The following is a 26,197-nucleotide window of genomic DNA, read 5'->3' as shown; positions in this document are numbered from 1 at the left end:
GCTTTTCGTTTTTTGGTGTGGTACAATGAGGTCGAATTGACTTGAGGAGAGTTGAACGAGATGATGAAAGAAATCCGCATTGCGATAGACGGACCCGCCGCGGCCGGAAAAAGTACGATTGCGAAGTTAGTTGCCGAGAAATTAGGCTATACATATATTGATACGGGCGCCATGTACCGGGCGCTGACGTATAAAGCGATTGGAGCGGGCATAGATTTGGACAAGGCCGCCGGTGTGGAGGCTCTGTTGCCGGGGACCGTCATTGAACTGAAAGCCGGCGACAAAGGGCAGACCGTCTGGCTCGATGGCCATGATGTGACGGATGAAATCCGCACGGATGCCGTGACAAATGGTGTTTCCGCCGTTTCCGCACATCCGGGTGTACGCGCCTACATGGTGGATGCCCAGCGGAAAATGGCAGAGGAGGGCGGCGTCGTCATGGATGGCCGTGATATCGGGACAGCCGTTTTGCCTGATGCCGAGCTGAAGGTCTTTATGACGGCAAGTGTTGAAGAGCGCGCGCGCCGGCGCCATGCTGAAAATCTGAGACGCGGATTTGAATCCTCTCTTGAGCAGCTGGCACAGGAAATCGCACTCCGTGACAAGAAAGACAGCGAGCGCGAAATTTCCCCGCTCACACAAGCAGAAGATGCCGTCCTTCTCGATACGACAACGATGTCAATCAGTGAAGCGGCTGACGCGATCATGGAGCTTGTCAGGGAGAAGGTGGACTGATGGACTTCTATCATTTTGCCAAGTCGGTCGTCTACGGCGTGCTTAAACCGCTGTACCGGCTTGATGTGAGGGGGACCGAACACTTTCCGAAGGAAGGCGGCGTCCTCGTCTGCGCAAACCATATTGCTGATCTGGATCCTCCGGTTGTCGGAATCACAGCTCCCCGCCCAATCAATTTCATGGCAAAGGCAGAACTTTTCGAGGCCCCGATCCTGAAGAACCTGCTTCCGAATCTACACGTGTTCCCGGTAAAACGCGGGCTCAGTGACCGGAATGCCATCCGCACGGCCCTCAGTCTGCTGAAAGACGGGCAGGTTGTCGGAATGTTTCCCGAAGGCACACGGAGCAAGGATGGAACCCTCGGCAAGGGCATGTCCGGAGCTGGCTTTTTCGCATTGAAAGGCGGCGATGCAGTCGTCGTCCCGTGCGCGATCATCGGGCCGTACCGTCCGTTCCGTAAATTGAAGGTCCGATACGGCGAACCGCTCGACATCACGCCTTTCAGGGAACGGAAAGCCGGGGCGGAAGAAGTGACGGAAGCGATCATGAAAGAAATACGCCTGCTGATTGAAAAAGAAAAACCGGCTAAATAAGCTTAATATTTTGTTTTTACAGGCGTTTTCTAATAAAATGGGGTAAGGAACCTTTATGGAGGAGGACTTAGGCATGAGTGAAGAGATGAATAACATGGAGCAACACATGGAAGAAACAGAAATCCGCGATTTCAAAACAGGTGATCGCGTAACGGGGAAAGTTGAAAAGATCGAAGATAAATCGGTGACGGTTACAATCCCCGGTGCACCATTTGACGGTGTCATCCCGATCAGCGAACTGTCGAGCCTCCATATAGAAAAGGCGTCCGATGCAGTCCAGGTTGGCGATACACTGGAACTCATCATCCTCAAAGTAGAAAACGATAATGAGAACTTTGTCCTGTCGAAACGCAAAGTCGATGCGGAAGCTGCTTGGGATAGCCTGAAGGAGAAATTTGACAGCCAGGAAACAATCACTGCCGAAGTGAAGGATGTCGTCAAGGGCGGTCTCGTTGTGGATCTCGGTGTCCGCGGATTTGTTCCGGCTTCCCTCGTTGAGGACCACTACGTCGAGTCGTTCGACGACTACAAAGGCCGCGAAATGACATTCAAGATCGTGGAAATGGACAAGGAGAAAAACCGCCTGATCCTCTCCCACCGCGCTGTGATCGAGGAAGAGAAGGATGCCCAGAAAGGCGAAATCCTGAACAACATCCAGGAAGGCCAAGTCATCGAAGGTACAGTCCAGCGCATCGCTTCGTTCGGCGCATTCGTCGACATCGGCGGCGTGGATGGTCTTGTCCACATCTCCCAAGTCGCGCATGGCCACGTCGAGCAGGTGAGCGATGTCCTGTCCGAAGGCGACAAAGTGAACGTCAAAGTGCTTTCCGTCGACCGCGACAACGAGCGCATCTCGCTTTCCATCAAGGAAACGCTTCCCGGGCCTTGGGAAGACATCGAAGAAAAAGCACCAAAAGGCTCTGTTCTTGATGGTGTCGTCAAGCGCATCGTTTCCTACGGCGCATTCGTCGAAGTGTTCCCTGGCGTGGAAGGGCTGGTCCACATTTCCCAGATGGCCCGCCACCACATCGGCACGCCACATGAAGTGATTGAGGAAGGCCAGACCGTCCAGGTGAAAGTGCTCGACGTCAACAAGCAGGACAAGCGTCTCTCCCTCAGCATCAAGGAGACTCTCCCGCGTGAAGACCGCCGCGAAGCACAGCCTGACGAATACGAGATGCCGGAAGAGTCCAAAGGCTTCTCGATCAGCGATGTCATCGGCGACAAGCTGAAAGGCTTCCAGGACTGAGTTTCATAACAAATAAGCTTAGGTGATGGCAGATTCCTTGCCATCACCTTTTTATTTGGCGGCAGGGCTTGGCGCTGTCGGGATAATAGGCCGCTCCGCGGAGTCGGAGATAATCCCTATCCGATCTGCAGACGATGCAGCACAGCCGTTATGGTTCAATATTTTCTGAAAAACAGTCTGACGTGCCAAGACTTCAGAAAAGCTGTAATATCAAGGTTCTGTGACAGTGAATGTTATCATCTGTTTACTGAAACGTTTTGTTGTATAATGACACAAGAAGAAACCGGAAGGGTGGAACAGATGACCAAACCGATTGTAGCGATCGTGGGGCGGCCGAACGTCGGCAAGTCAACGATCTTCAACCGTATCGTCGGCGAACGGATTTCGATCGTCGAAGATGTCCCCGGCGTGACCAGGGACCGGATATATAGCCCCGCAGAGTGGCTGAACCATGATTTTAACTTGATTGACACAGGAGGCATCGACATCGGAGACGAGCCGTTCCTTGAGCAGATCCGGCATCAGGCCGAGATCGCAATGGATGAAGCCGATGTCATCATCTTCCTGGTGAACGGCCGGGAAGGTGTGACCGCAGCGGATGAGCAGGTAGCCAAAATCCTATACCGCACAAAAAAGCCGGTCGTCCTGGGCGTCAACAAAATTGACAATCCGGACATGCAGAGCATGATCTATGACTTTTATTCGCTCGGTTTCGGTGAGCCGTTCCCGATTTCCGGTTCTCATGGGCTTGGCTTAGGTGACCTGCTGGACGAGGTCGTCCGCAGTTTCCCTGAATCCGATGAGGAAAAAATTGAGGATGACGTCATCCGCTTTTCCCTGATCGGACGGCCAAACGTCGGCAAGTCTTCCCTGACGAACGTTTTCCTCGGAGAAGAACGGGTCATCGTCAGTGATATCGCCGGCACGACGCGTGACGCGATCGACTCGGATTTCGTCCATGACGGACAGAAGTACAAAGTCATCGATACAGCCGGCATGCGCAAAAAGGGTAAAGTGTACGAGTCGACGGAGAAGTACAGTGTCCTCCGTGCACTCCGTGCCATTGAACGATCCGATGTCGTTCTAATCGTCCTGAACGGGGAAGAAGGCATCCGGGAGCAGGACAAGCGGATCGCCGGCTATGCGCATGATGCGGGCCGTGGGGTCATCATTGTCGTAAACAAGTGGGATGCGGTCGAAAAGGACGAGAAGACGATGAACCGGATGACAGAAGACATCCGGAAAAACTTCCAATTCCTTGACTATGCACCGATCGTCTTTGTCTCTGCAAAAACCAAACAGCGCGTACTCGCCATCCTCGAGACCGTCAACATGGTGAGTGAAAACCACGCGCTGCGCATCCAGTCCAGCATCCTGAATGAAGTGATTGAGGATGCGGTGACGAGAAACCCTGCTCCTTCCGATAAGGGACGCAAGCTCCGGATTTACTATATGACCCAGGTTCAGGTGAAGCCGCCGACATTCGTCGTCTTCGTCAACGATCCGGAAATCATGCATTTCTCCTATGAGCGGTTCCTTCAGAACAAGCTCCGTGAGGCCTTCGGGTTCGAGGGAACACCTCTACGACTCATCACTAGAAAACGCAGCTGACGGAAAGGATTTGAACGCAATGACCAAAGTCGCCGTGTTGGGAGCCGGCAGCTGGGGCACCGCCCTTGCAGCCGTCCTCGCATCCAACGGACACGACTGCACTCTCTGGTCCCGCCGGGCTGAGCAGGCGGCAGAGATAACGGAAAAGCATACGAACAAACAATATTTGCCGGAGGCGGAGTTGCCGGAAAACCTCAAGGCAGACCATGACCTTGCCAAAGCGGTGGAAGGGGCATCGGTTATCGTCATGGCCGTACCGACAAAGGGGATCCGTGAAGTCTGCCGGGAACTGAACGATGTGCTGGACAAGCCTGTCTTGTTTTCCCATGTTTCCAAAGGGATTGAACCGGATACCCACAAGCGCATCAGCGAAGTGATGGAAGAAGAGCTGGACCGGGCTGTCTGCGAAGGGATCGTCGTGTTGTCCGGGCCGAGCCATGCCGAAGAGGTGATCCGGAACCAGCCGACTACCGTCACGGCTGCTGCGAAAGACATGGATCACGCCAGAAGAGTGCAGGATCTTTTCATGAACCAGGACTTCCGTGTCTATACAAATGATGACGTGGTCGGCGTGGAAATCGGCGGTGCGCTGAAGAACGTCATTGCACTTGCAGCCGGCGTCACGGACGGGCTCGGCTTTGGAGACAATGCCAAGGCTGCCCTGATCACCCGGGGCCTTGCAGAAATCACCCGCCTGGGTGTCGCGATGGGAGCCAACCCACTCACTTTTTCCGGACTTTCCGGCCTCGGTGACCTGATTGTCACATGCACGAGCGTGCACTCCCGCAACTGGCGGGCAGGCAATATGCTCGGACAGGGCAAAAGCCTGGAAGAAGTGCTTGACAGCATGGGGATGGTCGTGGAAGGCGTCCGGACAACCAAAGCCGCTCATCAGCTTTCGGTTGAATGCGGCGTGCCGATGCCGATTACGGAAGCGCTCTACGCGGTCTTGTTCGAGGGGGAAAAACCGCGCGATATGGTGGACCTTCTCATGGGCCGCACGAAAAAGCATGAAACTGAAGATCTGGCCGGTTGGTCTTGAACCTGACCGGTCCTGAAAGGTGGACCCGTTTTGTCATCCCTGGATAAAATGTGGCTGTCATTCTATGCGATGGGTGCGATGTTCGTCTGTATGCTCCTTATCAATATCAGCCGCAATAAGCTTAATAATAAATTATTGAAATTCGTGTTTAGCCTGACTGCCTGGCTGCTCCTCCTTTTTGCTTTCTTTTCGATGATCTATCTAGTCTTCAGCGGGCCGACGGGAGGGTGACAGCATGAAAAAACTTTGGATGATCCTGCTAACCGCGGCCGTTCTTGTGTTATCGGGATGCATGTACCCGGACAGCGAACGCGCCGGAAGCACCATACCGTATGAAGAACAGCTAAGAGCCGTCCAGTCCGCTGTCGATCAGTACCGTGAGAAAAGCGGAGGCCTGCTGCCTATCAAAACACGCGACCAAGATGTGGACGCCTTCATTAAGTATCCGATCGATTTCTCAAAAATCGTGCCGGCCCATCTTGAAAAGATTCCGTCAAACGCTTACGAAACGGGCGGGATTTATCAGTATGTCATCATGGACGCCGAAGAAAGCCCGACAGTGAAGCTTGTTGACCTGAACGGCCCCGAACGGATCAGGGAACTGAATCTCCGGAAGAGTGTCAACGGTCATGTGCCGATTGAAGAGATGCTGACAAAAGACGTTTTCTTGCCGAACTTCTCCGCAATGGGCCTTAAAGAAGCGCCGACGGTGAAGAGTCCATACAGTGACCGGGAACTTCCGATCATCCTGTATTCGGACGGAAACTTCTACATTGATTACACGGCCGACCTTCATGATGTTGTTGCCGCCGGACAAGCAGATGTTAAACCGGGAGAGGATATCCGGCACATTCTGTATGACAATAACCCGGTCCTGCCTGCATATAGCCTTCCGTATACAGTCGACGGTGAAGGCAATGTCATCTTCATGACAGAGAATTAATCGCGCTTCGTGCTTTAGCATGAAGCGCTTTTTCTGTGCATACAATGAATTGCGCAGAAAAGGAGGGCGAAAGGTTTGAGCGAAGCATTGTACGAAGAATTGGCAAAACGCACTGACGGCGATATTTATATCGGCGTTGTCGGCCCTGTACGGGTCGGGAAGTCGACGTTCGTAAAACGGGTCATGGAAGAAGTCGTCATTCCGAATATGGTTGAGGAAGCGGACAGGACCCGAGCGCAGGATGAACTGCCGCAAAGCTCGCCGGGACCTGTCATTATGACGGCAGAACCAAAGTTCGTCCCGGCACGGGGGACAGGCATCTCGGTCGGCGATGGAGACCTGACATTCCAGATCCGCCTCGCAGACTGTGTCGGTTACGTGATCGACGGAGTCAAGGGCCATATGGATGATGACGGACCGAAATACGTCCATACGCCTTGGCACAATGAGCCTGTGCCGTTTGAAGAGGCCGCTCGAATCGGCACCGACAAGGTCATCCGCGACCACTCAACAATCGGCATCGTCATGACGACAGATGGCACGGTGAACAACATTCCAAGGGCTGCCGCACTAAAGGCCGAAGAAGAGATCGTAGGCAAGCTAAAGGAAATCGGAAAGCCGTTTGTCATCGTTCTGAACAGCCGGATGCCGGCCCATTCTGAGACAGTCGCGCTCCGCGACGAGCTGACGGATAAGTACGGGGTGCCGGTCATCGCCATCAGCGCAGACCAGCTGAATGCCAATGAAATCCAGCTGATCCTGCAGGAAGCGCTGTTCGAATTCCCGATTTCCGAGATCGAGCTGCAAAAGCCAGAGTGGATGGATGTCCTGGCAGATGACCATTATCTGAACACGGCAATCAGGAGCAGGCTCGACGAAGGGCTTTCCGCGGTCTCCAAGATCCGTGACGTCCAGCGCCTTGCCGCTTCCATCCAGGAAGAGGATTTTGTCCGCCGTGCGGAAGTGGTCAGTGTCGATGCCGGACAGGGAAAGGCGAACATCCGGGTCGAAACCGAAGATGGTGTCTTCCACGAAGTGTGCGACGAAATGATGGGCGAGCCCATCAGGACCAAAAAAGACTGGCTTTTGTTTATCCGGGATGCGGTCAAGTCGAAGGAAGCGTTCGGCCAATATGAGGAAGCGATTGAATCCGCCAAGAAAACGGGATATGGGGTCACCCTCCCTGCGATCAACGACTTTGAACCGACGCCTCCGGAACTCATCAAGCAAAACAACTTCTTCGGTGTCCGGATGAAGGCGAAAGCTCCATCACTCCATATCATGAGGATCGACATGGAAGCCGAGTTCTCTCCTCTCATCGGATCGGAATTCCACAGCCTCCAACTGCTCAAGGATCTGAAAGAGGCTTATCTGAACGACCGGGAGGCCCTCTGGTCGACCCAACTGTTCGGCACGCCGCTGCATGAAGTGATGAAAGAAAGCATCCGCTTCAAGACAACAGCCGTCCCTGAACGCGCCCGAAACCGAATCCGCGAAACCATGGAGCAGATGGTCAATGACGGAAACAAAGGCATGGTCACGTTCATCCTATGAACTCATCCCGGCACCCGTGGAGGTGCCTTTTTTGGTTTGCGGAATAAATACAAATAGTAAGTCGGATATCCTTCGAATTTCCGCTCCTACGATTCCTTTTGGGCGATCTGCAGGTTGGTAATATGAGACCATCCTAAGACATTGTGCGATTTACTTCTCGCAACGTACATTAGGTGTGTCAATCACTCTCTGCTACACTTTATATGGCATGAGTCTGAATACGAACCTGTGTATATAGAACTCATGCCGTCTTAAATCTATGTGTGTAACACTGAGGAGACAAGAATATCTAATTCATCACCTTTTTTTTCTGTTCATTTTATGAGTCAGATTCCTTCTGCCTAACATGCTCTATATCGGATTGAAGCGGAGGGCCGAAGACTCCTGCGGGAATAGCGTTAGCTGAAGACCCCGCAGGATGTTGGGGCTGTCCAATAAGTCATTAATACGATAAAAACAGCAAACGGCACGGACTCTGGTTGCTTACCGCGGGCCGGCGCCGAGCCCCGCGTAAAGCGGGTCTCGACAGCCCGGCTTTTCCCGCAGGTGTCTCCCGGCGTCCGTGCCGTTTGCTATATCATGTGCTGAATCCGACTTTTCGGACAGCCCCATAGACGCCAGTCTTCGTACTGGCGCCGGCTGAGGCAACGCCCGCGGAAAGCGAAGGCCCGCAGCGAAAATCCGGAGGGAATTTATGAATAGCTGTATTTAACCGGTTTCCCGCCTGTATTTCCGCTATTTTATGAACGAAAAATGACAATTCGGCAGTTTAGCATCCACCATTCGGGGGAAGCATGAGAAACAGGGCCGCAAATGGCCCGGAAAGCCCGTGAAACCTGTTGCGGTGCGGGTTTGGTTGTGATACAGTTTGAACATGCTTAAGCAAACTTTCTCTTTGAGAGGAGGTGAATGGTATGAACAAAACAGATTTGGTGAACTCCGTAGCGGAAGCAACTGGCCTTTCCCGCAAAGACGCGGTTAATGCTGTTGAATCCGTATTCAACACAATTTCCGACGCACTTGCAAAGGGCGAGAAAGTCCAGCTGATCGGTTTCGGCAACTTTGAAGTACGTGAGCGCGCAGCCCGCAAAGGCCGCAACCCGCAATCGGGTGAGGAAATCGAAATCGCTGCGAGCAAGGTTCCTGCGTTCAAACCAGGAAAGGCTCTCAAAGATGCGGTAAAATGATATCCTGACTACATAGGACGGTCCCACACTTCCGGTTCCGGGAGAGGGGCCGTCCTTTAATGTGTCGTTCATACGCCCAAAAAGAGGGAACAAAGCCACTGTTTCCAAGTGGTACTGGTGAATTGTACCCGGACCCCGGTTGTGCTAACATTTAGGAGTAATGCGGAACAGAAGCCGGACTGGCTTTTGAGCCTTTCTCGGCTAGTGTTTTCCGTATATGGAGGGACGTAAATGGGAAAAGTGGACCATGGCAAGATAGAGGAAGCGGTCCGGCTGATTCTTGAAGCGGTCGGGGAAGATCCGGACCGTGAAGGCCTGCTGGATACACCAAAACGGGTTGCCAAAATGTATGAAGAAGTGTTCGGGGGCATCGGCGATGATCCCCGTGAGTATTTTAAAACCGTATTCCACGAAGACCATGATGAACTGGTCCTCGTTAAAGATATTCATTTTCAATCGATGTGTGAACATCACCTGCTTCCGTTCTACGGTAAGGCACATGTCGCCTATATCCCGCGTAACGGGGAAGTGGCAGGGTTGAGCAAGCTGGCACGTGCCGTCGAAGCCGTTTCCCGCAGGCCGCAGCTTCAGGAGCGAATCACTGCGGAAGTGGCAGATGCGCTGACCGAGATGCTCGATCCGCTGGGGGTCTACATCGTCGTCGAAGCCGAACATATGTGCATGACGATGCGCGGTATCCGGAAGCCGGGCTCGAAAACAGTCACCGCTGCAGCGCGCGGAATTTTCGATCAGGACGACAGCAAGCGTGCTGAGGTCATTTCACTGATCAAAATGTCCTGACTTCCGGCGTTTTGCGGGCCTGTTCCCTACTGTGATATGATAGGAAAGATTATAGATAGGAGAATGAACATGGCACAAAACGATTATGTTGTCATCAAAGCCCGGGAAGACGGTGTCCAAGTCATCGGCCTTACCCGCGGGGCGGACACGAAATTCGGTCATTCGGAAAAGCTGGACAGCGGAGAAATTCTGGTTGCCCAGTTCACCGAGCATGTTTCTGCCATTAAAGTGCGGGGCGATGCGGAAGTGCATACCGCACATGGCGTGGTGAAGGGCGAATCACGGAAATGACAGGCTTCCGTCCGGCTGTCCGGACGGGGCCCGGCAAAACGTCAGATCCGTGCGGAAATGGAGCGGCGGAAGATGAATCCAACAAGTCTACATACAGAAGTTAAACAATTAAACGATGAAATCAGCCGCCTGTTGGCCAACCGGACGCTTCTGAAGCACACCGGCCGGCCGGTCATTCCGGTCCCGGTTCTGGCTTCTCTCTTGCTGCCCAAACTGTTCGGAGAACGGTGGGAGGAGAAAGACCGGCTTTCTGCTGTTGCAGCCGGTGCGCTTTATGCTGCATTCACCGCGCACGATTCGATTGGCCGGGAGGCATCAGAAAGCCGGCAGGGACAGCTGACCGTCCTGGCCGGTGACTATTACAGCGGCGTGCACTACCGCATCCTCGCGGAAATGGAGGATATTCCGCTGATCCGCAGGCTTTCGAAATCGGTCACAGAGATGAGTGAAAGGAAAATCCGGCTTTACGAACACCGTGAGGGAGATTCGCCGGAACAACTTTTGTCTTATGTCGAAACGATTGAGGCCGGAACGGTCTCCGCTTTTCTCATGGAACGGGGGTATGGGCAGTACGAGGCGGCGGCACGCCATGGGCTGACCGCCTGCCGCCTCGGCGCAGAGTCCATAACCCTCCGTGATGGGGGGCGCACGCCGTTTCTGGATGCCTTCCTCCGTTCAGGGGGCATCCACGGTGATACGGCGGTTGCGGCCCGAACGTTGGACCGCTGCCGCCTGTTTCACGCCGGCCGGCTGATTGAAGAAACCGCAACGTTTGGATACCGTACTGGAGATCCGGTTTCGGCAATCGCCGGGATCTACGGGATCACCGAACCGGCTTCCATACAGACGGGAAAAAAGGATTGAGCAATTTGGAGACACCTAAAGAGAGACGGGTCCATGACGTGTTTGAAAAGATTTCGGATAACTACGATACGATGAACTCGGTCATCAGTTTCCAAATGCACAAGGCATGGCGCAGAGAAATGATGAAAAAGATGGATGTCAAAAAAGGAGCATCCGCACTTGACGTCTGTTGCGGCACAGGTGACTGGACCATTGCGCTCGCCGAGGAAGCGGGACCTTCAGGCAAAGTGACCGGCCTCGACTTTTCGGCCAATATGCTGGGTGTGGCCAAAGAAAAGACTAACGGCCATCCGAACATCCGGCTTGTCGAAGGGAATGCAATGGACCTGCCGTTCCCGGACAATAGCTTCGATTATGTCACGGTCGGTTTCGGCCTCCGCAACGTTCCAGATCTCCGAAAGGCGCTTTCCGAGATACACCGCGTACTGAAGCCGGGCGGGATGATCGCCTGCCTGGAAACCTCCCAACCGACATTGCCCGGATACCGCCAGGCTTTCAAGTTCTACTTTAACCATGTCATGCCGCTTTTCGGCAGGCTGTTTGCAAAAAGCTATCAAGAGTACCAATGGCTCCAGGAATCTGCAGACACATTCCCGGACGCACGCACGCTTGCCGGGATCTTTGCGGACACCGGATTCGAAGGCATCCGCTACAAACCGTTCAGCGGCGGGGCGGCTGCGGGGCATATCGGATACAAACGGAGATAACGAGAACAAAAAGCGGGGAAGGTTTTTCTCTTGGAGAAGTTGAAACTCAAGTCCATTTACTCAGAGTTCCGTCCGGATCTCGAATATATAGAGCGGGAGCTGAACCGGTCCGTCCATTCGGAGTCCCCCATGCTGGAAGGCGCCTGCCTGGCACTGATCGGTTCGGGCGGCAAGCGGATCCGTCCGGTCTTCACGCTTCTTGCATCCAAGTTCGGTGATTATAATCCGGCTGTAACCGCTAAGGCTGCCGTTCCGCTTGAGCTGATCCATATGGCCTCCCTCGTCCATGATGATGTCATTGATGATGCCGATCTGCGCCGAGGCGAACGGACGGTCAAGTCAATGTACGGGAACCATGCAGCCATGTATGTCGGTGACTTTCTGCTCGGCCGGTCGCTTGAAATCATTGGAGATCTGGAAGACCCGGAAATCCATCGGGTTCTCTCTCGGACGATGATTGAAATTTGTCTCGGCGAAATCATCCAGATCGAAGACAAGTACGCGACGGAGCAGAATCTGAGGGATTACCTCCGCAGGATCAAGCGGAAGACAGCTTTGCTTATCGCATCCAGCTGTGAGCTGGGCGGTCTCGTTTCGGGGGCGGACCTGCAGACGGTCAGGAAGCTGAAGCGGTTCGGATATTATGTCGGGATGTCTTTCCAGATTACGGACGATCTTCTTGATTTTACGGGAACGGAGAAGCAACTCGGCAAGCCTGCAGGAGGGGACCTCCTTTCAGGCAACATCACCCTTCCTGCAATCATCGGACTCCGGGATCCGGAACTGCGCCCGAAGCTGCTTGATGCTTTAAACGGTCTTCTGAGTACAGAAGAAGTCACACAATTGCTCGGCAGCATGAGGGATTCCGAAGCAATCCGAGAATCCCTGCGCATCAGCGACCGGTATCTGGAGAAAGCACTCCGTGAGGCAGAGTCGCTGCCGGACATTCCTGACCGCGATTCGCTCATCCGGATCGCAAAGTTTATCGGAAAACGGAAATTCTGATTGCACGGGCGCATCTTTTGTTGAAAGAGCGCCCGTTGCAGTGGTACCATTTTGAAGGCGGCATCGCCGCACACCCTCAACTCATAAGGAGTGTACAAGAAAATGGAAAAAACATTTCTCATGGTCAAGCCTGATGGCGTCCAGCGGAACCTGATCGGCGAAATCGTCAGCCGCTTTGAAAAGAAAGGCTTCCAGCTCGCAGGTGCAAAACTGATGCAGATCCCTCAGGAACTGGCAGAGCAGCACTACGGTGAACACAAAGAGCGCCCGTTCTTCGGCGAGCTCGTTGAATTCATCACATCCGGTCCTGTTTTTGCAATGGTCTGGGAAGGCGAAAATGTCATCTCGACGGCACGCCTCATGATGGGTGCAACCAACCCTAAAGAATCTGCACCAGGTACGGTACGCGGCGACTACGCAGTCACAGTCGGCAAAAACATCATCCATGGTTCCGACTCTCCCGAAAGCGCGGAGCGCGAAATCAACCTGTTCTTCAACCAGGAAGAACTCGTTTCCTACGAAAAGCAAATCAACAACTGGGTCAACTGACCTCGGCGCCCGGCGAAAGCCGGGTTTTTTTATTTCCGTAAATCGTTCGGTCCGGTCAAAACTCGAGCGAATCGCGGTGAGTGTTGAGCAAGCCGCCCCCGAGTGTTTAGGAACCAACTTGAACATTAAGGTGACGTCCGTCGGCAAATGAAAGGTCCTGATTTGGAAATAAAGTGCATGCGAAAATCAACTCCCCGCCTCCATTTAAAAAGAGAGCGTTTTCATTTTCGGGAAGGGGTTGAACCCTTATCTTTTCTGCAAAAATCCGAATGATTCGGCGGATGGGATGTGTTATAGTGGTAAGAAAATTAAATGTATTTAGAGCCTGGGGGTAGCAAAATGAGATACTTGACAGCGGGTGAATCCCACGGTCCGCAGCTGACCGCGATTATAGAAGGACTGCCATCCAATCTTGAACTGACGGCGGAGTCCGTCAACCGTGACCTTGCAAGAAGGCAGGGCGGATACGGCCGTGGCCGGCGGATGCAGATAGAGAAAGACACAGTCGAGATCACGGCGGGTGTACGCCATGGCAAGACGATCGGTGCTCCGGTTGCGCTGACCGTGACGAACGATGACTGGAAGCACTGGACGAAGATCATGGGCATCGAGCCACTTCCCGAGGATGTGGACCCGGATGACATCAAGCGCCGCGTGACGCGCCCGCGTCCTGGACATGCCGACCTTGTCGGCGGCATGAAGTATGGCCACCGTGATCTCCGAAATGTGCTTGAGCGCTCGTCCGCCCGTGAAACGACCATGAGGGTTGCAGCAGGTTCCGTTGCCAAGAGCTTTCTCAAGGCACTCGGCATTGAAGTGACTGCCCATGTTGCTGAAATTGGCGGAGTAAAAGCCGACATGACCCTGCGCAACGGCAAGACAGTCAATGAGATTCGCGAAATTGCTTCGGCGGATGATGTCTACTGCATCGATCCGGAAGCATCGGAGAAGATGAAGCAGGCGATCGATGACGCGAAGGCGGCAGGCAACTCGATCGGCGGTGTCGTGGAAGTCATTGTTAATGGCTGCCCTCCGGGGGTCGGCAGTTATGTTCAATACGACCGGAAGCTGGATTCGAAAATCGCGGGCGCGATCGTTTCGATCAATGCGTTCAAGGGCGTCGAATTCGGCCTTGGCTTTGAAATGGCACGGCTGCCGGGCAGTGAGGTCCATGATGAAATTGAATGGTCAGAGGAAGCCGGCTACCGACGCCGCACGAACAATCTCGGCGGTTTCGAAGGCGGCATGACAACCGGCATGCCGATTGTGGTCCGCGGCGTCATGAAGCCGATCCCGACACTTTATAAGCCGCTCGAAAGTGTCGACATCGATACGAAAGAACCGTTCAAGGCGAGCATCGAGCGCTCCGACAGCTGCGCGGTGCCGGCGGCATCGGTCGTCGCAGAACATGTCGTTGCATGGGAAGTGGCGAAAGCCATCTCCGAGACGTTCCATAGTGACACCATCGAAGGGCTCAAAAAGAACATCGGGGAATTCCTCGCTTACGCGCGGGAGTTCTGATGATGGAGACAGTCAGGGTAGACACGCAGGACCGCAGCTACGATGTGGTGGTGGGACCGGGTGCACTCCAACGGCTTCATAGCCACCTTTCCGGTGCCGACCGGGTGGCCGTCATCGCAGATGAGAAAGTGGCCGCGCTTCATGGGGACCGTCTCCGCGAAGCGCTCGGTGAGAATGGCAGAGGAGCGGCGTGGCTGGATGTGCCTGCAGGAGAGTCCTGCAAGACACTCGACTGGTTCGGGCGCACCCAGCAGTTCCTCCTTGAAGAAGGGTGCACAAGGCAATCTGTGCTGATTGCTTTCGGTGGCGGCGCATGCGGCGACCTTGCCGGTTATGCGGCGGCCTCTTACATGCGGGGAATCCGATTTATCCAATGTCCGACGACAATCTTGGCACACGACAGTTCCGTCGGCGGCAAGACTGCAATCAACCTACCCGGCGGCAAGAATATGACAGGCGCCTTTCATCAGCCGGTTGCTGTCCTGTACGACACGGATCTTCTCCGTACACTGCCCCAAGGTGAAGTCCGCTCAGGCATGGCGGAAGCGGTTAAGCATGTGCTGATCTCTTCTAAGGATGATGCACCGGAGATGCTCCACACACTTGAACTAGCCGGGTTGAGCGAAGAGGAGCTGATCCGGCTCATCGTCCGCGGCATCCGTGTAAAGGCGGATATCGTCAGCCGGGATGAGCGGGAGGGGTCCGTCCGCAAATATCTCAACTTTGGCCATACTTACGGCCACGCAGTCGAGGCCGCCTCAGGCTACGGAGGGATCACGCACGGCGAGGCCGTCATGATCGGAATGATCTATGCACTGATCCTTAGCGAGCAGAAAGCGGGGGCGGGCAGGGAGCTCACAGATGCCCTCCAGACATTTGCCGCCAGGAACGGTTATCCGCTAAGACAGATTGCGGACTATCGGTTCGAAGAATTATTAGGCTATATGAAAAAAGACAAAAAGGCTTCCTTTGGCGATCTCCATTTCGTCCTTCTTCCTGAAGCGGGCGCGCCGGAGGTGTGGCGTGTCACAGAAGAGGACTGCAAGGCTGCGGACAGGGAGTTCAGAATACGCGCGGGGGTGAAAGCGGAATGATGGTAAGGGGCATCCGCGGTGCGACATGCATCACGGCAGATGAAGAACAGCAGATTTTGCAGGAGACCGCCGCCCTGGCACGAGAAATGGCGGAGCAGAACGGACTGGAGCCAGAAGAAATCGTCTCGGTGATCATCTCGACCACGACAGACATTTCCTCCGGCTTTCCGGCAAAGGCAGTGAGGACGATGGATGGCTGGGAGTATGTGCCGGTCATGTGCACCCACGAAATGGATGTGCCCGGCTCGCTGCCGCTCTGTATCCGCTTGCTGATGCATGCGAACACCACAAAAACGCAACAGGAAATCAGGCATATCTACAAAAATGAAGCTGTCCGACTGAGGCCGGATCTGGCCGGAGCGGCTGCCGAGAAGGAGGAAGCAAGATGAGATGGAATCCCCGACTGGAAGGCATGCGGGCGTATGAGCCGGGCAAGACGATCGGTGAGGTCCAGAAAGAATTCGGACTGCAGCGAATTGTCAAGCTCGCTTCAAACGAAAACCCGTTCGGCTGTTCCGGGAAAGTCAAACAATTCATCGCGGATTCGGGACTCGAAACCGCACTTTATCCCGATGGCTATGCAACGGAATTACGTGAGGCGCTGTCTTCAAAGCTCGGCGTCAGCCCGCGTCAACTCCTGTTCGGGGGAGGGTCGGATGAGCTGATCGTCATTCTCTCCCGTGCGTTGCTGTCCGAAAACGACAATACGGTCATGCCATGGCCGTCATTTCCCCAGTATCGGCACAACGCCCGGGTCCAGGGCGCTGAAATCAGGGAAGTCCCGCTTCGGGAAGATTTTAGCCATGACCTTGCCGGCATGCTGAAAGCGATCGACAAAAACACTTCAATAGTGTGGCTATGCACGCCCAACAATCCGACCGGAGGCATCATCCCCCACGAGGAGCTAAAAACATTCATACGGAAGGTTCCGGAGCATGTACTTGTCATCGTCGACAATGCTTACCATGAATTTGTCACTGACCGGGCATACGGCGATCCGCTTGACCTGGTCGGAGAATTCCCGAATGTCCTTGTGCTCCGGACGTTCTCGAAGGCGTACGGACTTGCCGCATTCCGTGTCGGCTATGCAATTGGCCGGGAAGAAGTGATTACAAAGCTTGATCCTGTTCGCCCGCCGTTCAACACGAACGTTCTGGGGCAGCAGGCTGCGGCCCTGGCACTCGCCGACGAGGCGTTTATCGCAAGCACCCGCCAGCAAAACGAGTCGGGCAAGGAACAGTACGCCCGTTTCGCGGAGAGGCATGGGCTGACATGCCCCCGTTCGGAAGCAAACTTTGTGCTCATGGAAGTGAAAGGAAGCGCCGACGCTGCAGCGGATGAGCTGCTGAAGCGCGGATATATTGTGCGGAGCGGTGACAAGCTCGGCACACCGGGCTTTGTGCGTATTACCGTGGGGACCCGCGAAGATAATGAGGGCTTGCTTGCCGCGCTTGAAGAAGTGCTTGCACAGAAAGTGACCGAAGCGTAAGCAGTTGATGGGAGTGTTGGGTTTTGTCTGAGTTAAAAGCTGCTATTATCGGCCTCGGCCTGATTGGCGGATCACTGGCCCTGGCGATCCAGCGCCACGGAAATGTTGCAGTTACCGGCTTCGATGCCGATGCGACAACGCTCCGTGAAGCACAGGCGCTCGGCGTGATCCACCATGCGGCCGGATCGGCTGCAGAGGCTGCCGAAGGCTGTGACTACATATTTTTCGCCACGCCCGTCAATGAGACGGTACGGATGCTGAAAGAGGCTGCTGCCGGCTGGAATCTGAAAGAGGGTGCCATTCTCTCAGATACGGGAAGCACGAAAACTTGGATCATGGAAGAAGCCCGCCGGCTTTCAGGGGGCAGTGCTTTCTTTATCGGGGGCCATCCGATGGCCGGCTCGCATAAAAGCGGCGTGCGAGCGGCCCGTGAGCACCTTTTCGAAAACGCCTATTATCTGCTGACGCCTGCCGGCCGGGAGGATGCTCCGGCTGTCAGGAAGCTGGAAGCTTTCCTGTCGGTGACAAAGGCGAAGACGGCGGTCGTGTCCGCCGAAGAGCATGACGCCATGACAGCCGTCGTCAGCCACTTTCCGCATGTTGTCGCGGCCTCCCTTGTCCGCCGGCTCGAACAGGAGACGGAAGATATGCCGTTTACGCGTGAACTGGCTGCAGGCGGGTTCCGCGACATTACTCGGATCGCTTCTTCCGATCCGGTTATGTGGCGCGACATCACGCTGCAGAACAGGGATGAGCTGATCGGCCAGATCGACTTGTGGATGGAAGAGATGAACCTTGTCCGCGATATGATCGAGGCGGGCGACGCCGAATCGATCCATGACTTTTACGGCGGAGCGAAAGCCTGCCGGGATCAACTGCCGGCCAAATCGCAGGGCGCGCTGTATACGACATTCGACCTCAACGTCAACATCCCGGACAGCCCGGGGGCGATTTCCGAAATCGCCGGCTACCTGGCAGAAGCGGGCATCTCGATCACAAACGTGCGGATCGTCGAATCCCGAGCAGACGTCTTCGGAATCATGGTCGTCAGCTTCCAGACGACGGAAGACAGGGAAAAGGGCCGCATATTGCTGAGCGACCGGACAAATTACGATATATACATTACCTAACGGGCAGGAGGGAAACAAATGGATAAGATGACATTGAATTTCCCGCAGGCACCGCTCCGAGGAACAATCGCCGTACCGGGAGACAAGTCCATCTCGCACCGGGCGGTCATGTTCGGCGGAATGGCAAAGGGGCGCACGACGGTTTCCGGTTTCCTGCCGGGCGAGGACTGCCTGCGCACAATCGAATGTTTCCGTCTGCTTGGAGCGGACATTAGCCGCAATGGAACGGAACTGCTGATCGACAGTCCGGGCCTTGACGGATGGCAGGAGCCCGCGGATATTCTTTACACCGGAAACTCAGGAACGACGACACGGCTGATGCTCGGCATCCTGGCCGGGTCGCGCGTCCATTCGGTCATTGCGGGCGATGAGTCGATTGCCCGCCGGCCGATGAAAAGGGTGACGGGCCCGCTCCGGCAGATGGGGGCGGATATCCGAGGACGCGAGGGGGCACAGTTTACGCCGATTTCTGTCCTCGGCGGCCCGCTCAGCCCGATCGACTATGATATGCCTGTCGCAAGTGCCCAGGTGAAGTCGGCCATATTGTTTGCCGCAATGCATGCGGAGGGCACCTCGGTCATCCGCGAGAAAGAAGTATCCCGTGACCATACGGAGAGGATGATGCGCAACTTCGGGATGCAGGTTCAGACGGAGGAGGGCATCATCACACTGCAGGGCGGACAGAAGCTCGTTCCGGTCCATGTGGACGTGCCCGGCGACATCTCATCGGCAGCCTTCTTCCTCGCGGCGGCAGCGATTGTGCCGGACAGTGAAGTGGTGCTCGGGAACGTCGGCTTGAATCCCACGCGTACAGGCATGATTGACGTCCTTGAAGCGATGGGGGCCGATTTCGAGGTGGATATGTCCGACTCGGATGATTCAGAGCTGCGGGGAACCGTCACCATCCGCTCGTCTTCGTTAAAAGCGACCGAGATCGGCGGTGACCTGATCCCGCGCCTGATCGACGAAATCCCCGTCATCGCCCTGCTGGCCACCCAGGCTGAAGGCACGACCGTGATACGGGATGCTGCCGAGCTCCGGGTCAAGGAGACGGACCGCATCGCGGCCGTCGCGGAGGAACTGGGCAAGCTCGGCGCAGACATCACCCCGACAGACGACGGAATGATCATCAACGGCCCGACGAAACTGTCAGGTGCTGTCCTGGACTCAAGGGGGGACCACCGCATTGGCATGATGGCCGCGGTAGCGGCACTTGTCGCGGACGGCCCCGTGGAACTCCAGGGCCCCGGATGCATTGCGATCTCGTACCCGGAATTCTTCGAACACCTGAATAACCTCCGCGGAAACTAAGTTCCCGGAGGCTGCCAATATATGGCTGTTCGAAGCGAAAAGCCCGAGACTCCCCGGAAAATGCTGCGCATCTCCTTCATGCGAAGCGAAATCGGGGAGGCTTTTCTGTCCCGCGAGAGTGGTGTTAGCCTAAGCCCGCATGGGTCATGAAGTACTTCGTACGCTGATACTTACAGAAGAAGATCTTGCTTTTCGACATTGACTCTTTGCCGGAAAATGACCTTACACTGCGCTTCTGCATGGATGTTTGCTGAATGAATCGAATGCCCGAGAGGCAACGCCCGCGGACTAGCAGACGCCGTCAGGAAAACGGCGTCTGTGCTCAAATGCGTTAGCGTTGAGAAGCAACGCCCTTACTGCGACCAAAACAAAGTTTTGGTAAGCAAAGCCCTTACTGCGACCAAAACGCAGTTTTGGTAAGCGAGGGCCTGGAGCCTGCCTTGTTTTTATTTAAGTCCGTCATTGGAGGGGCTTTTTTCTTGTGAAGGAAGCCGTGCATCCAGTAGCATTGAAGTATGAAAAAGGCGGGGACGGGTGAATACTGATGGAGACAATTGAACAGCTTCAACAACATATTTTGGAGGGCGAATTCAAGAAAGCGGAATCGCTCATACTTGAGATCGGAGCATCTCCTGACATGGAGACACGTTATATGGCAGCCGGACTGCTTGCCGAGTATGGGTTCCTCCAGGAAGCGGACACGCTCTATGAAGACATGATTTCGCTGATGCCGGAAGAGGCGCAGCTGAAAATAGACCGGGCACAAGTGCTCATCGAACTCGGTGAGGAAGACGACGCACTCCTATTGCTGACGGCGGTTGGGCCGCAGGATGAAGAATATCCGCAGGCGCTTCTCGTTCTCGCAGACTACTACCAGATGGCCGGCATGGCCGAAGCCGCATTGAGGAAAGTGGAAGAGGCCGAGACGGTCCTTCCCGACGAGCCTGCAGTGAAGTTCGCGAAAGCCGAGCTGCTGCTTGACGGCGGGCGCTACGCGGAAGCGGCAAGGCTCTACAAGGAGGTCCGCCAGGCTACGGAGGAAATGGCGGGTGTCCGGCTTTCCGACCGGATCGCGGAAGCCTATGCAGCAGGAGCTGCATTTGAGGAAGCCCTGCCATACTATGCGCAATCGCTGGAAGATGCGAGGTCGCCCGATATTCTGTTCGGCTACGCATACGCCGCTTATCAGAGCAAGCAGTACGGAGTGGCCATCCAGACACTCGTGGAGCTGAAAACGATGGACCCCGACTACTTTTCCGCCTATGCCCTGCTTGCCCAGGCACAGATGATGGAAGGGGAGGACGAAGCCGCCTACGCGACGCTTCAGGAAGGGCTTGCCCGGGACAAGTACGACAAGGAGCTTTATCTGTCGGCCGGGAAGCTTGCGCTCAAAACCGGCCGTCCTGAAGAGGCCGAAAGCCACTTCAAAGAGGCAATCGCGCTCGACCCCGAGTATATGGACGCACTCCATGCGCTCATGTCGCTGTACGATCATCAGGAGCGGAATGAAGACATTATTGCGATGGCCGGGGAGCTCCGGGAGGAAGGGCGGGACTGGCCGGCCCTTTATCCGTTTGCGGCAGCTGCCCATGAGCGTGAAGAACAATACAAAGAGGCATATGAATTTTACCGGCTTGCATATAATGATTTCAGGGAAGACCCGCAGTTCCTTGAGAAATTTGCCCTTTTCCTGCTGGATGAAGGAAAACGGGAAGAGGCCATCGAATTGATAAAGCAACTCGCCGTCCTCATGCCGGACGATCCGAGATGGTCTTCATTCCTGGAGACGGAAATGTAAGGGAAAGGAGGGGATGGTGTGACAGCGTCAGTCCCGGTCGCCGAGAAAAAGGAGTTTGTCAGGTGGTTTCTGAAAACCTACCATTTGAAACGGCGGGAGTGCGTTTGGATCCTGAATTATCTCCTGAGCCACGATCAGCTGCTTAATCATGTGCGTTTCGTCGATGAGGCGCACTACTGTCCGAGGGCGATGGTCATGTCCACAACCGACTCGGACGGCATCCCATTCCGTTTTTACAAAGGGAATCTGATGACTGCGGACGCGGAAAAGTCGTTCCACGACTTAAGGCTCCATCCGGAAGAGAACATGTACCTTCAGCTTAACTTCCCGAACCGGCATGCTTGTCCTGAGTATGCAGCCGTGCTGGAGGACAATCCGTACGTACCGGAATACATCAAGATCAGTGACAAAGATCGCCGTGAGGCTGAACAGCTTCTCGAGGAAAGTGTCCTTGCCTTCCGGGAGGAGCAGCTTCTCCGACAGATTGACGAAGCCCTTGACCAAAACGACAAAGATAAATTTTTCGCCCTCTCCAAAACGCTGCAATCACTCAAGGAGATCGGCTCCAAGTGACTTCATCTGCCCGGATGAAGTCTTTTTCTTTTGCTTGTGGTAAAGTAAGAAGGCAAGAGTTGTTGGTATGGAAGCTTTTAGGAGGCGTTTTTTCTATGAACTGGACAGCGAATGACCTTGACCTTTATATGCAGCAGCAGGAATATATCGATACCGCCCTCATTCCACTCGTCCATATCGGAAGCGGAGGCGCGATGAAGCAAAGTGCTTCATCGGCGGAGTTTCTCATGAATCTTTCCGCGTTTATCGAGCGGCAGTTCAAGGGACGCATCGTCCTGTTTCCGCCGTTCAGCTACACGGACAGCAACGACAAGGGCCGTCTGGCCGCTGAATGGGAAGCCTCAATCTCGGACATGCCGTTCAAGCATGTATTCTACCTGACGACAGATCCGTCCTGGTCCAGGGAAGGCATCATCGGAGATGCGATCTGGATTCCGTCCATTCCGCTTGAGAGCATGGACAAGAAACTGAAGCAGTCCGTACTGGAAGATCAGGTGCGGCAGATCATCCCTGTTCTCACCGCAAGATGGACAAGCGAATAAAGTCGACAAAAAAAGTTCACAATCTCCATGTACCGCCAAATGCTTTGTTGAATTTCGATTTTGATTGGGCTATCATAGATATGTCCTAGCTAAGCTATTCAGTAAAAGTTTGTCCGATGGACTGAACCTTTAGTAAGAGGGGGGAACATGATGAGCAATACTCGAGTTTCACGGCGCCAATTCCTGAACTACACATTGATGGGCGTCGGCGGATTCATGGCTTCCGGAATGCTCATGCCGATGATCCGTTTCGCAGTGGACCCTGTCCTCGAAGCCGGCGCTGCGGGAGATTACATTCCGACAAGCCAAAAGGTGAGCGAGCTGACAGAAGAGCCTGTCCGCGTTGACTTCACGTACGATCAGGTTGACGGCTGGTACGAGTCCGAAGTAACCGGAACCGCATGGGTTTACAGGGAGGGCGACAAGGTCGTCGCGCTTTCGCCTGTGTGTAAGCACCTTGGCTGCACCGTCAACTGGGCAGGGGATTCGGCACACCCGAATCAGTTCTTCTGCCCATGCCACGCCGGCCGCTACGAGAAGAACGGCCAAAACGTCCCGGGGACGCCGCCGATCGGCCCGCTGGATGAGTTTGATGTAAAAGTCGAAGATGACCTGCTCTATCTCGGAGCCACAAAACCGAATACGTTAGTTTAATCTAGTTAGGGGGTAAGACAACCGTGCTGAACAAGATCTACGATTGGGTGGACGAGCGGTTGGACATCACGCCGATCTGGCGCGATATCGCCGACCATGAAGTACCTGAGCACGTAAACCCTGCGCATCACTTTTCTGCATTCATTTATTGCTTCGGGGGCCTGACCTTCTTCGTCACGGTCATCCAGATTCTGTCCGGGATGTTCCTCACGATGTACTACACACCGGACATCGAAAATGCATGGAGATCCGTTTACTATCTTCAGAACGAAGTGGCATTCGGTGAGATTGTGCGCGGTATGCACCACTGGGGAGCCTCTCTTGTCATTGTCATGATGTTCCTCCACACTCTTCGGGTATTCTTCACAGGCTCCTACAAGAAGCCGCGTGAGCTGAACTGGATGGTCGGTGTCATGATCTTTATCGTCATGCTCGGCCTTGGCTTTACGGGCTACCTTCTCCCTTGGGACATGAAAGCCCTGTTCGCAACGAAAGTCGGCATCGAGATTGCCGCTTCCGTACCGTTCATCGGGGAATGGATCAAGGTCCTCCTTGCCGGGGACTCCACAATCCTTGGTGCGCAGACACTGACACGCTTCTTCGCGATTCATGTCTTCTTCCTGCCGGCTGCCCTGCTCGGACTGCTCGCAGCGCACTTTATCATGATCCGGAGACAAGGTATTTCCGGTCCGCTGTAAAAATTGGCGGACACTAAGATCCTTATAGAGGAGGGGACACTATGCATCGCGGTAAAGGGATGAAATTTGTCGGGGATTCCCGTATCCGTTCTTATGAGAAGAACCGGATCCCTAAAGACTACTCAGAGTATCCTGGCAAGACGGAGGCTTTCTGGCCGAACTTCCTTCTGAAAGAATGGATCATCGGTGCCATCTTCCTTGTCGGATACCTGATTCTTACGGTCGCGCACCCGTCGCCGCTTGAGCGGCAGGCCGACCCAACAGACACCGGGTACATCCCGCTGCCTGACTGGTACTTCCTCCAGATGTACCAGCTTCTGAAATATGAATTTGCTTCCGGACCGTACAACGTTATCGGTGCCATCATTATTCCGGGCCTCGCAATCGGCGCGCTTCTGCTCGTACCATTCATGGACACGTCCAAAGAGCGCCGTCCGTTCAAGCGCCCGCTGCCTACCGCTTTCATGCTTCTCGCACTGTTTGCGATGATTTACCTTACATGGGAATCCGTCGTCAACCATGACTGGGATGCTGCTAAAGCACAGGGTGAAATCGTCGAGGAAGCTGAGTTCGACACATCCGATCCGGGCTATGAAGTCTACATGGGCCAATCGTGTGTGACTTGCCACGGCGAGAACTTCGAGGGGACTCCAGCAGGGGTTCCGCTCACAGGTACAGGCCACACTCCTGAAGAAATTGCGGACATCGCCGTGAACGGCGTTGTCAAAGACGGCGAGCAGACTATGCCGGCTGACGCATTCGCAGGCAGTGAAGAAGAGCTTCAGCAGCTCGCTGAGTTCCTCTCGACTGTTACCCAACAATAATTCCGAAAGAAAGAGCCAGGGAACTGGCTCTTTTTTCTTACCCGGAGGTAAGCCATGCAATCCGTGATCCCATACATCCGCGCGGTCCTGGAAGACCGGCGTTTCCTGATACTGTTATTCTTCATCAATCTTGGCGGTACGATTTACGGGTATATCTGGTATGAGTCCCAGCTGAGGGTGACCCGACCGATCTTCCTCCTGTTTGTACCGGACAGCCCGACAGCCAGCCTGTTTTTCACTCTGGCCATCGCCGCCTGGATCTGGGGGAGGCACTGGAAGCTGATTGAGGCGCTGGCACTGATTACGCTTGTCAAATATGGATTGTGGGCTGTCGTCATGAATATCTGGACGCTGGTCGAGGTCGGTACGATCGGCTTCACCGGCTGGATGCTTGTCGCATCACACTTTCTGATGGCTGTACAGGCAGTTCTTTACTTGCCGAAGTATGCGTTTGGTATCTGGCATATTACCCTAGCTGCTGTCTGGACACTCCATAATGATGTCATCGACTATGTTTTTGGGCAGATGCCGGTCTACGGACGGATCATGGAGCATATCCGCATCATCGGCTACTTCACCTTCTGGCTGTCAATCGCCTGCATTGCCCTGGCAGTCTATGCCTGGCACCGCCGGAACGTATCAGTTGCGGCAAAAGCACCTGAGCCGGTAAAATAATGAGAGAGACAAAAGGGAGGAAGACGAATGTTCCTGATCTATCTGATCATCATCATTGCACTGCCCCTCTATTCGCAGTTCAAAGTTAAAAACACGTACAACAAGTATGCCCGCGTCCGCTCCACATCCGGCATGACCGGTGCGGAAGTGGCACGGATGATCCTTGATCGCAATGGCCTTGATAATGTCAAAGTCGTCGAAACACAGGGTGTCCTGTCCGATCACTACAACCCGCTGACCAAGACGGTCGCGCTTTCTTCGGACAACTACCACAACGCGTCTGTCGCGGGTACTGCGGTCGCGGCCCACGAAGTCGGCCACGCAATTCAGGATGCCCAGGATTACGCGTTCCTGCGCTTCCGCCACCGGCTGGCACCGGTTGCGAACATCACTTCGAACGCGTCCTGGATCTTCATCATGGCCGGCCTGTTCTTCTCCAGCATGAACAATCTGCTTGGAATCGGAATCGTGCTCATGGCAGTCGGTGTCCTGTTCCAGCTCGTGACGCTGCCGGTCGAGTTCAACGCATCGAGCCGTGCGATGAACCAGATTGTCGAACTGGGTATTATCCGGAACGAAGAGGAGCCCCATGCCAAGAAGGTGCTCAGCGCAGCCGCACTTACTTATGTGGCAGCCGCAGCTGTCGCCGTCCTTGAACTCCTCCGACTTGTTCTGATTTTCCAGAACCGCGAATAACGCATGCAAAACACCCCGGCATTCCGTAAAAGGAACGCCGGGGTGTTTGCGTCTGTCTTCA

The 26,197-nt window shown here is 54.7% G+C and carries 29 protein-coding genes; all 29 read left to right on the top strand.

All coding sequences use genetic code 11. The features are described 5' to 3' along the window. The first annotated feature begins 60 nt into the window (after positions 1 to 60). The 29 genes from cmk to KHA84_RS08805 all read left to right on the top strand — a co-directional run bounded on the left by cmk (position 61) and on the right by KHA84_RS08805 (position 26,136). Entirely contained in the window at positions 61 to 735 is a 675-nt protein-coding gene (gene cmk / locus KHA84_RS08945) for a (d)CMP kinase (RefSeq protein WP_213423189.1), read from the top strand. Continuing rightward, positions 735 to 1,328 (top strand): lysophospholipid acyltransferase family protein, encoded by a 594-nt coding sequence (locus tag KHA84_RS08940; RefSeq protein ID WP_213423188.1) that lies wholly within the window; start codon positions 735 to 737, stop codon positions 1,326 to 1,328. The genes cmk and KHA84_RS08940 overlap by 1 nt, the downstream gene beginning before the upstream one ends. Positions 1,329 to 1,401: 73 nt before the next feature. Beyond that, a complete protein-coding gene (rpsA, locus tag KHA84_RS08935; RefSeq protein ID WP_213423187.1) occupies positions 1,402 to 2,577 on the top strand; it encodes a 30S ribosomal protein S1 in 1,176 nt (391 codons plus the stop codon). Between the two features lie 300 nt (positions 2,578 to 2,877). Further along, entirely contained in the window at positions 2,878 to 4,188 is a 1,311-nt protein-coding gene (der, locus tag KHA84_RS08930) for a ribosome biogenesis GTPase Der (protein ID WP_213423186.1), read from the top strand. 19 nt (positions 4,189 to 4,207) lie between these two features. Further along, the gene (locus KHA84_RS08925; RefSeq protein ID WP_213423185.1) at positions 4,208 to 5,230 is read left to right on the top strand and encodes an NAD(P)H-dependent glycerol-3-phosphate dehydrogenase; all 1,023 of its coding nucleotides are present in this window, start codon (positions 4,208 to 4,210) and stop codon (positions 5,228 to 5,230) included. A 48-nt stretch (positions 5,231 to 5,278) separates the two neighbouring features. Next, positions 5,279 to 5,461, top strand: coding sequence for a DUF2768 domain-containing protein (locus KHA84_RS08920; RefSeq protein ID WP_272875282.1), 183 nt, complete (start codon positions 5,279 to 5,281; stop codon positions 5,459 to 5,461). A gap of 4 nt (positions 5,462 to 5,465) precedes the next feature. Further along, positions 5,466 to 6,173, top strand: a complete 708-nt coding sequence (locus KHA84_RS08915; RefSeq protein WP_213423183.1) for a hypothetical protein — start codon at positions 5,466 to 5,468, stop codon at positions 6,171 to 6,173. A 75-nt stretch (positions 6,174 to 6,248) separates the two neighbouring features. Further along, positions 6,249 to 7,727 (top strand): stage IV sporulation protein A, encoded by a 1,479-nt coding sequence (spoIVA, locus tag KHA84_RS08910; RefSeq protein WP_213423182.1) that lies wholly within the window; start codon positions 6,249 to 6,251, stop codon positions 7,725 to 7,727. 914 nt (positions 7,728 to 8,641) lie between these two features. Then, complete coding sequence (locus KHA84_RS08905) at positions 8,642 to 8,914, top strand: HU family DNA-binding protein (protein ID WP_213423181.1); 273 nt, start codon at positions 8,642 to 8,644, stop codon at positions 8,912 to 8,914. Between the two features lie 231 nt (positions 8,915 to 9,145). Further along, on the top strand, positions 9,146 to 9,715 hold the full coding sequence (gene folE, locus KHA84_RS08900) for a GTP cyclohydrolase I FolE (protein ID WP_213423180.1): 570 nt from the start codon (positions 9,146 to 9,148) through the stop codon (positions 9,713 to 9,715). Positions 9,716 to 9,784: 69 nt separating this feature from the next. Next, positions 9,785 to 10,006 (top strand): trp RNA-binding attenuation protein MtrB, encoded by a 222-nt coding sequence (gene mtrB, locus KHA84_RS08895; RefSeq protein WP_213423179.1) that lies wholly within the window; start codon positions 9,785 to 9,787, stop codon positions 10,004 to 10,006. A 72-nt stretch (positions 10,007 to 10,078) separates the two neighbouring features. Beyond that, complete coding sequence (locus KHA84_RS08890; RefSeq protein ID WP_213423178.1) at positions 10,079 to 10,870, top strand: heptaprenyl diphosphate synthase component 1; 792 nt, start codon at positions 10,079 to 10,081, stop codon at positions 10,868 to 10,870. A 5-nt stretch (positions 10,871 to 10,875) separates the two neighbouring features. Continuing rightward, positions 10,876 to 11,577 carry a demethylmenaquinone methyltransferase gene (locus KHA84_RS08885; RefSeq protein WP_213423177.1) on the top strand — a complete coding sequence of 234 codons (702 nt, stop codon included), beginning with the start codon at positions 10,876 to 10,878 and terminating at the stop codon, positions 11,575 to 11,577. A 30-nt stretch (positions 11,578 to 11,607) separates the two neighbouring features. Further along, positions 11,608 to 12,582 carry a polyprenyl synthetase family protein gene (locus KHA84_RS08880; RefSeq protein ID WP_213423176.1) on the top strand — a complete coding sequence of 325 codons (975 nt, stop codon included), beginning with the start codon at positions 11,608 to 11,610 and terminating at the stop codon, positions 12,580 to 12,582. Positions 12,583 to 12,684: 102 nt separating this feature from the next. Continuing rightward, positions 12,685 to 13,131, top strand: coding sequence for a nucleoside-diphosphate kinase (ndk, locus tag KHA84_RS08875; RefSeq protein WP_092095142.1), 447 nt, complete (start codon positions 12,685 to 12,687; stop codon positions 13,129 to 13,131). Positions 13,132 to 13,470: 339 nt separating this feature from the next. After that, a complete protein-coding gene (aroC, locus tag KHA84_RS08870) occupies positions 13,471 to 14,652 on the top strand; it encodes a chorismate synthase (protein ID WP_213423175.1) in 1,182 nt (393 codons plus the stop codon). Between the two features lie 2 nt (positions 14,653 to 14,654). Further along, positions 14,655 to 15,746, top strand: coding sequence for a 3-dehydroquinate synthase (gene aroB / locus KHA84_RS08865; RefSeq protein ID WP_213423174.1), 1,092 nt, complete (start codon positions 14,655 to 14,657; stop codon positions 15,744 to 15,746). Beyond that, positions 15,746 to 16,135: a chorismate mutase gene (gene aroH, locus KHA84_RS08860; RefSeq protein ID WP_213423372.1), complete on the top strand. Its 390-nt coding sequence runs from the start codon at positions 15,746 to 15,748 to the stop codon at positions 16,133 to 16,135. The genes aroB and aroH overlap by 1 nt, the downstream gene beginning before the upstream one ends. Next, positions 16,132 to 17,235: a histidinol-phosphate transaminase gene (gene hisC, locus KHA84_RS08855; protein WP_213423173.1), complete on the top strand. Its 1,104-nt coding sequence runs from the start codon at positions 16,132 to 16,134 to the stop codon at positions 17,233 to 17,235. The genes aroH and hisC overlap by 4 nt, the downstream gene beginning before the upstream one ends. A gap of 23 nt (positions 17,236 to 17,258) precedes the next feature. Next, entirely contained in the window at positions 17,259 to 18,365 is a 1,107-nt protein-coding gene (locus KHA84_RS08850) for a prephenate dehydrogenase (RefSeq protein ID WP_213423172.1), read from the top strand. 18 nt (positions 18,366 to 18,383) lie between these two features. Further along, positions 18,384 to 19,676 carry a 3-phosphoshikimate 1-carboxyvinyltransferase gene (aroA, locus tag KHA84_RS08845; protein ID WP_213423171.1) on the top strand — a complete coding sequence of 431 codons (1,293 nt, stop codon included), beginning with the start codon at positions 18,384 to 18,386 and terminating at the stop codon, positions 19,674 to 19,676. Between the two features lie 544 nt (positions 19,677 to 20,220). Beyond that, on the top strand, positions 20,221 to 21,474 hold the full coding sequence (locus KHA84_RS08840) for a tetratricopeptide repeat protein (protein ID WP_213423170.1): 1,254 nt from the start codon (positions 20,221 to 20,223) through the stop codon (positions 21,472 to 21,474). An 18-nt stretch (positions 21,475 to 21,492) separates the two neighbouring features. Then, a complete protein-coding gene (locus KHA84_RS08835; protein WP_213423169.1) occupies positions 21,493 to 22,047 on the top strand; it encodes a ReoY family proteolytic degradation factor in 555 nt (184 codons plus the stop codon). A 95-nt stretch (positions 22,048 to 22,142) separates the two neighbouring features. Next, positions 22,143 to 22,589 (top strand): YpiF family protein, encoded by a 447-nt coding sequence (locus tag KHA84_RS08830; protein WP_213423168.1) that lies wholly within the window; start codon positions 22,143 to 22,145, stop codon positions 22,587 to 22,589. Positions 22,590 to 22,739: 150 nt separating this feature from the next. Beyond that, complete coding sequence (locus KHA84_RS08825) at positions 22,740 to 23,243, top strand: QcrA and Rieske domain-containing protein (RefSeq protein ID WP_213423167.1); 504 nt, start codon at positions 22,740 to 22,742, stop codon at positions 23,241 to 23,243. 23 nt (positions 23,244 to 23,266) lie between these two features. After that, on the top strand, positions 23,267 to 23,941 hold the full coding sequence (gene qcrB, locus KHA84_RS08820) for a menaquinol-cytochrome c reductase cytochrome b subunit (protein WP_213423166.1): 675 nt from the start codon (positions 23,267 to 23,269) through the stop codon (positions 23,939 to 23,941). Between the two features lie 41 nt (positions 23,942 to 23,982). Beyond that, positions 23,983 to 24,765 carry a menaquinol-cytochrome c reductase cytochrome b/c subunit gene (locus tag KHA84_RS08815; protein ID WP_213423165.1) on the top strand — a complete coding sequence of 261 codons (783 nt, stop codon included), beginning with the start codon at positions 23,983 to 23,985 and terminating at the stop codon, positions 24,763 to 24,765. A gap of 54 nt (positions 24,766 to 24,819) precedes the next feature. Next, positions 24,820 to 25,440, top strand: a complete 621-nt coding sequence (gene lhaT / locus KHA84_RS08810; RefSeq protein ID WP_213423164.1) for a lipoprotein heptaprenylglyceryl N-acetyltransferase LhaT — start codon at positions 24,820 to 24,822, stop codon at positions 25,438 to 25,440. A 27-nt stretch (positions 25,441 to 25,467) separates the two neighbouring features. Further along, positions 25,468 to 26,136: a zinc metallopeptidase gene (locus KHA84_RS08805; RefSeq protein WP_008296970.1), complete on the top strand. Its 669-nt coding sequence runs from the start codon at positions 25,468 to 25,470 to the stop codon at positions 26,134 to 26,136. The last annotated feature ends 61 nt before the right edge of the window (positions 26,137 to 26,197 follow it).

Source organism: Bhargavaea massiliensis, assembly GCF_018390575.1.
Classification (GTDB): domain Bacteria; phylum Bacillota; class Bacilli; order Bacillales_A; family Planococcaceae; genus Bhargavaea; species Bhargavaea massiliensis.
The sequence above is the reverse complement of the archived record's forward strand: the minus strand, read 5'-3'. Positions and strand labels throughout refer to the sequence as shown.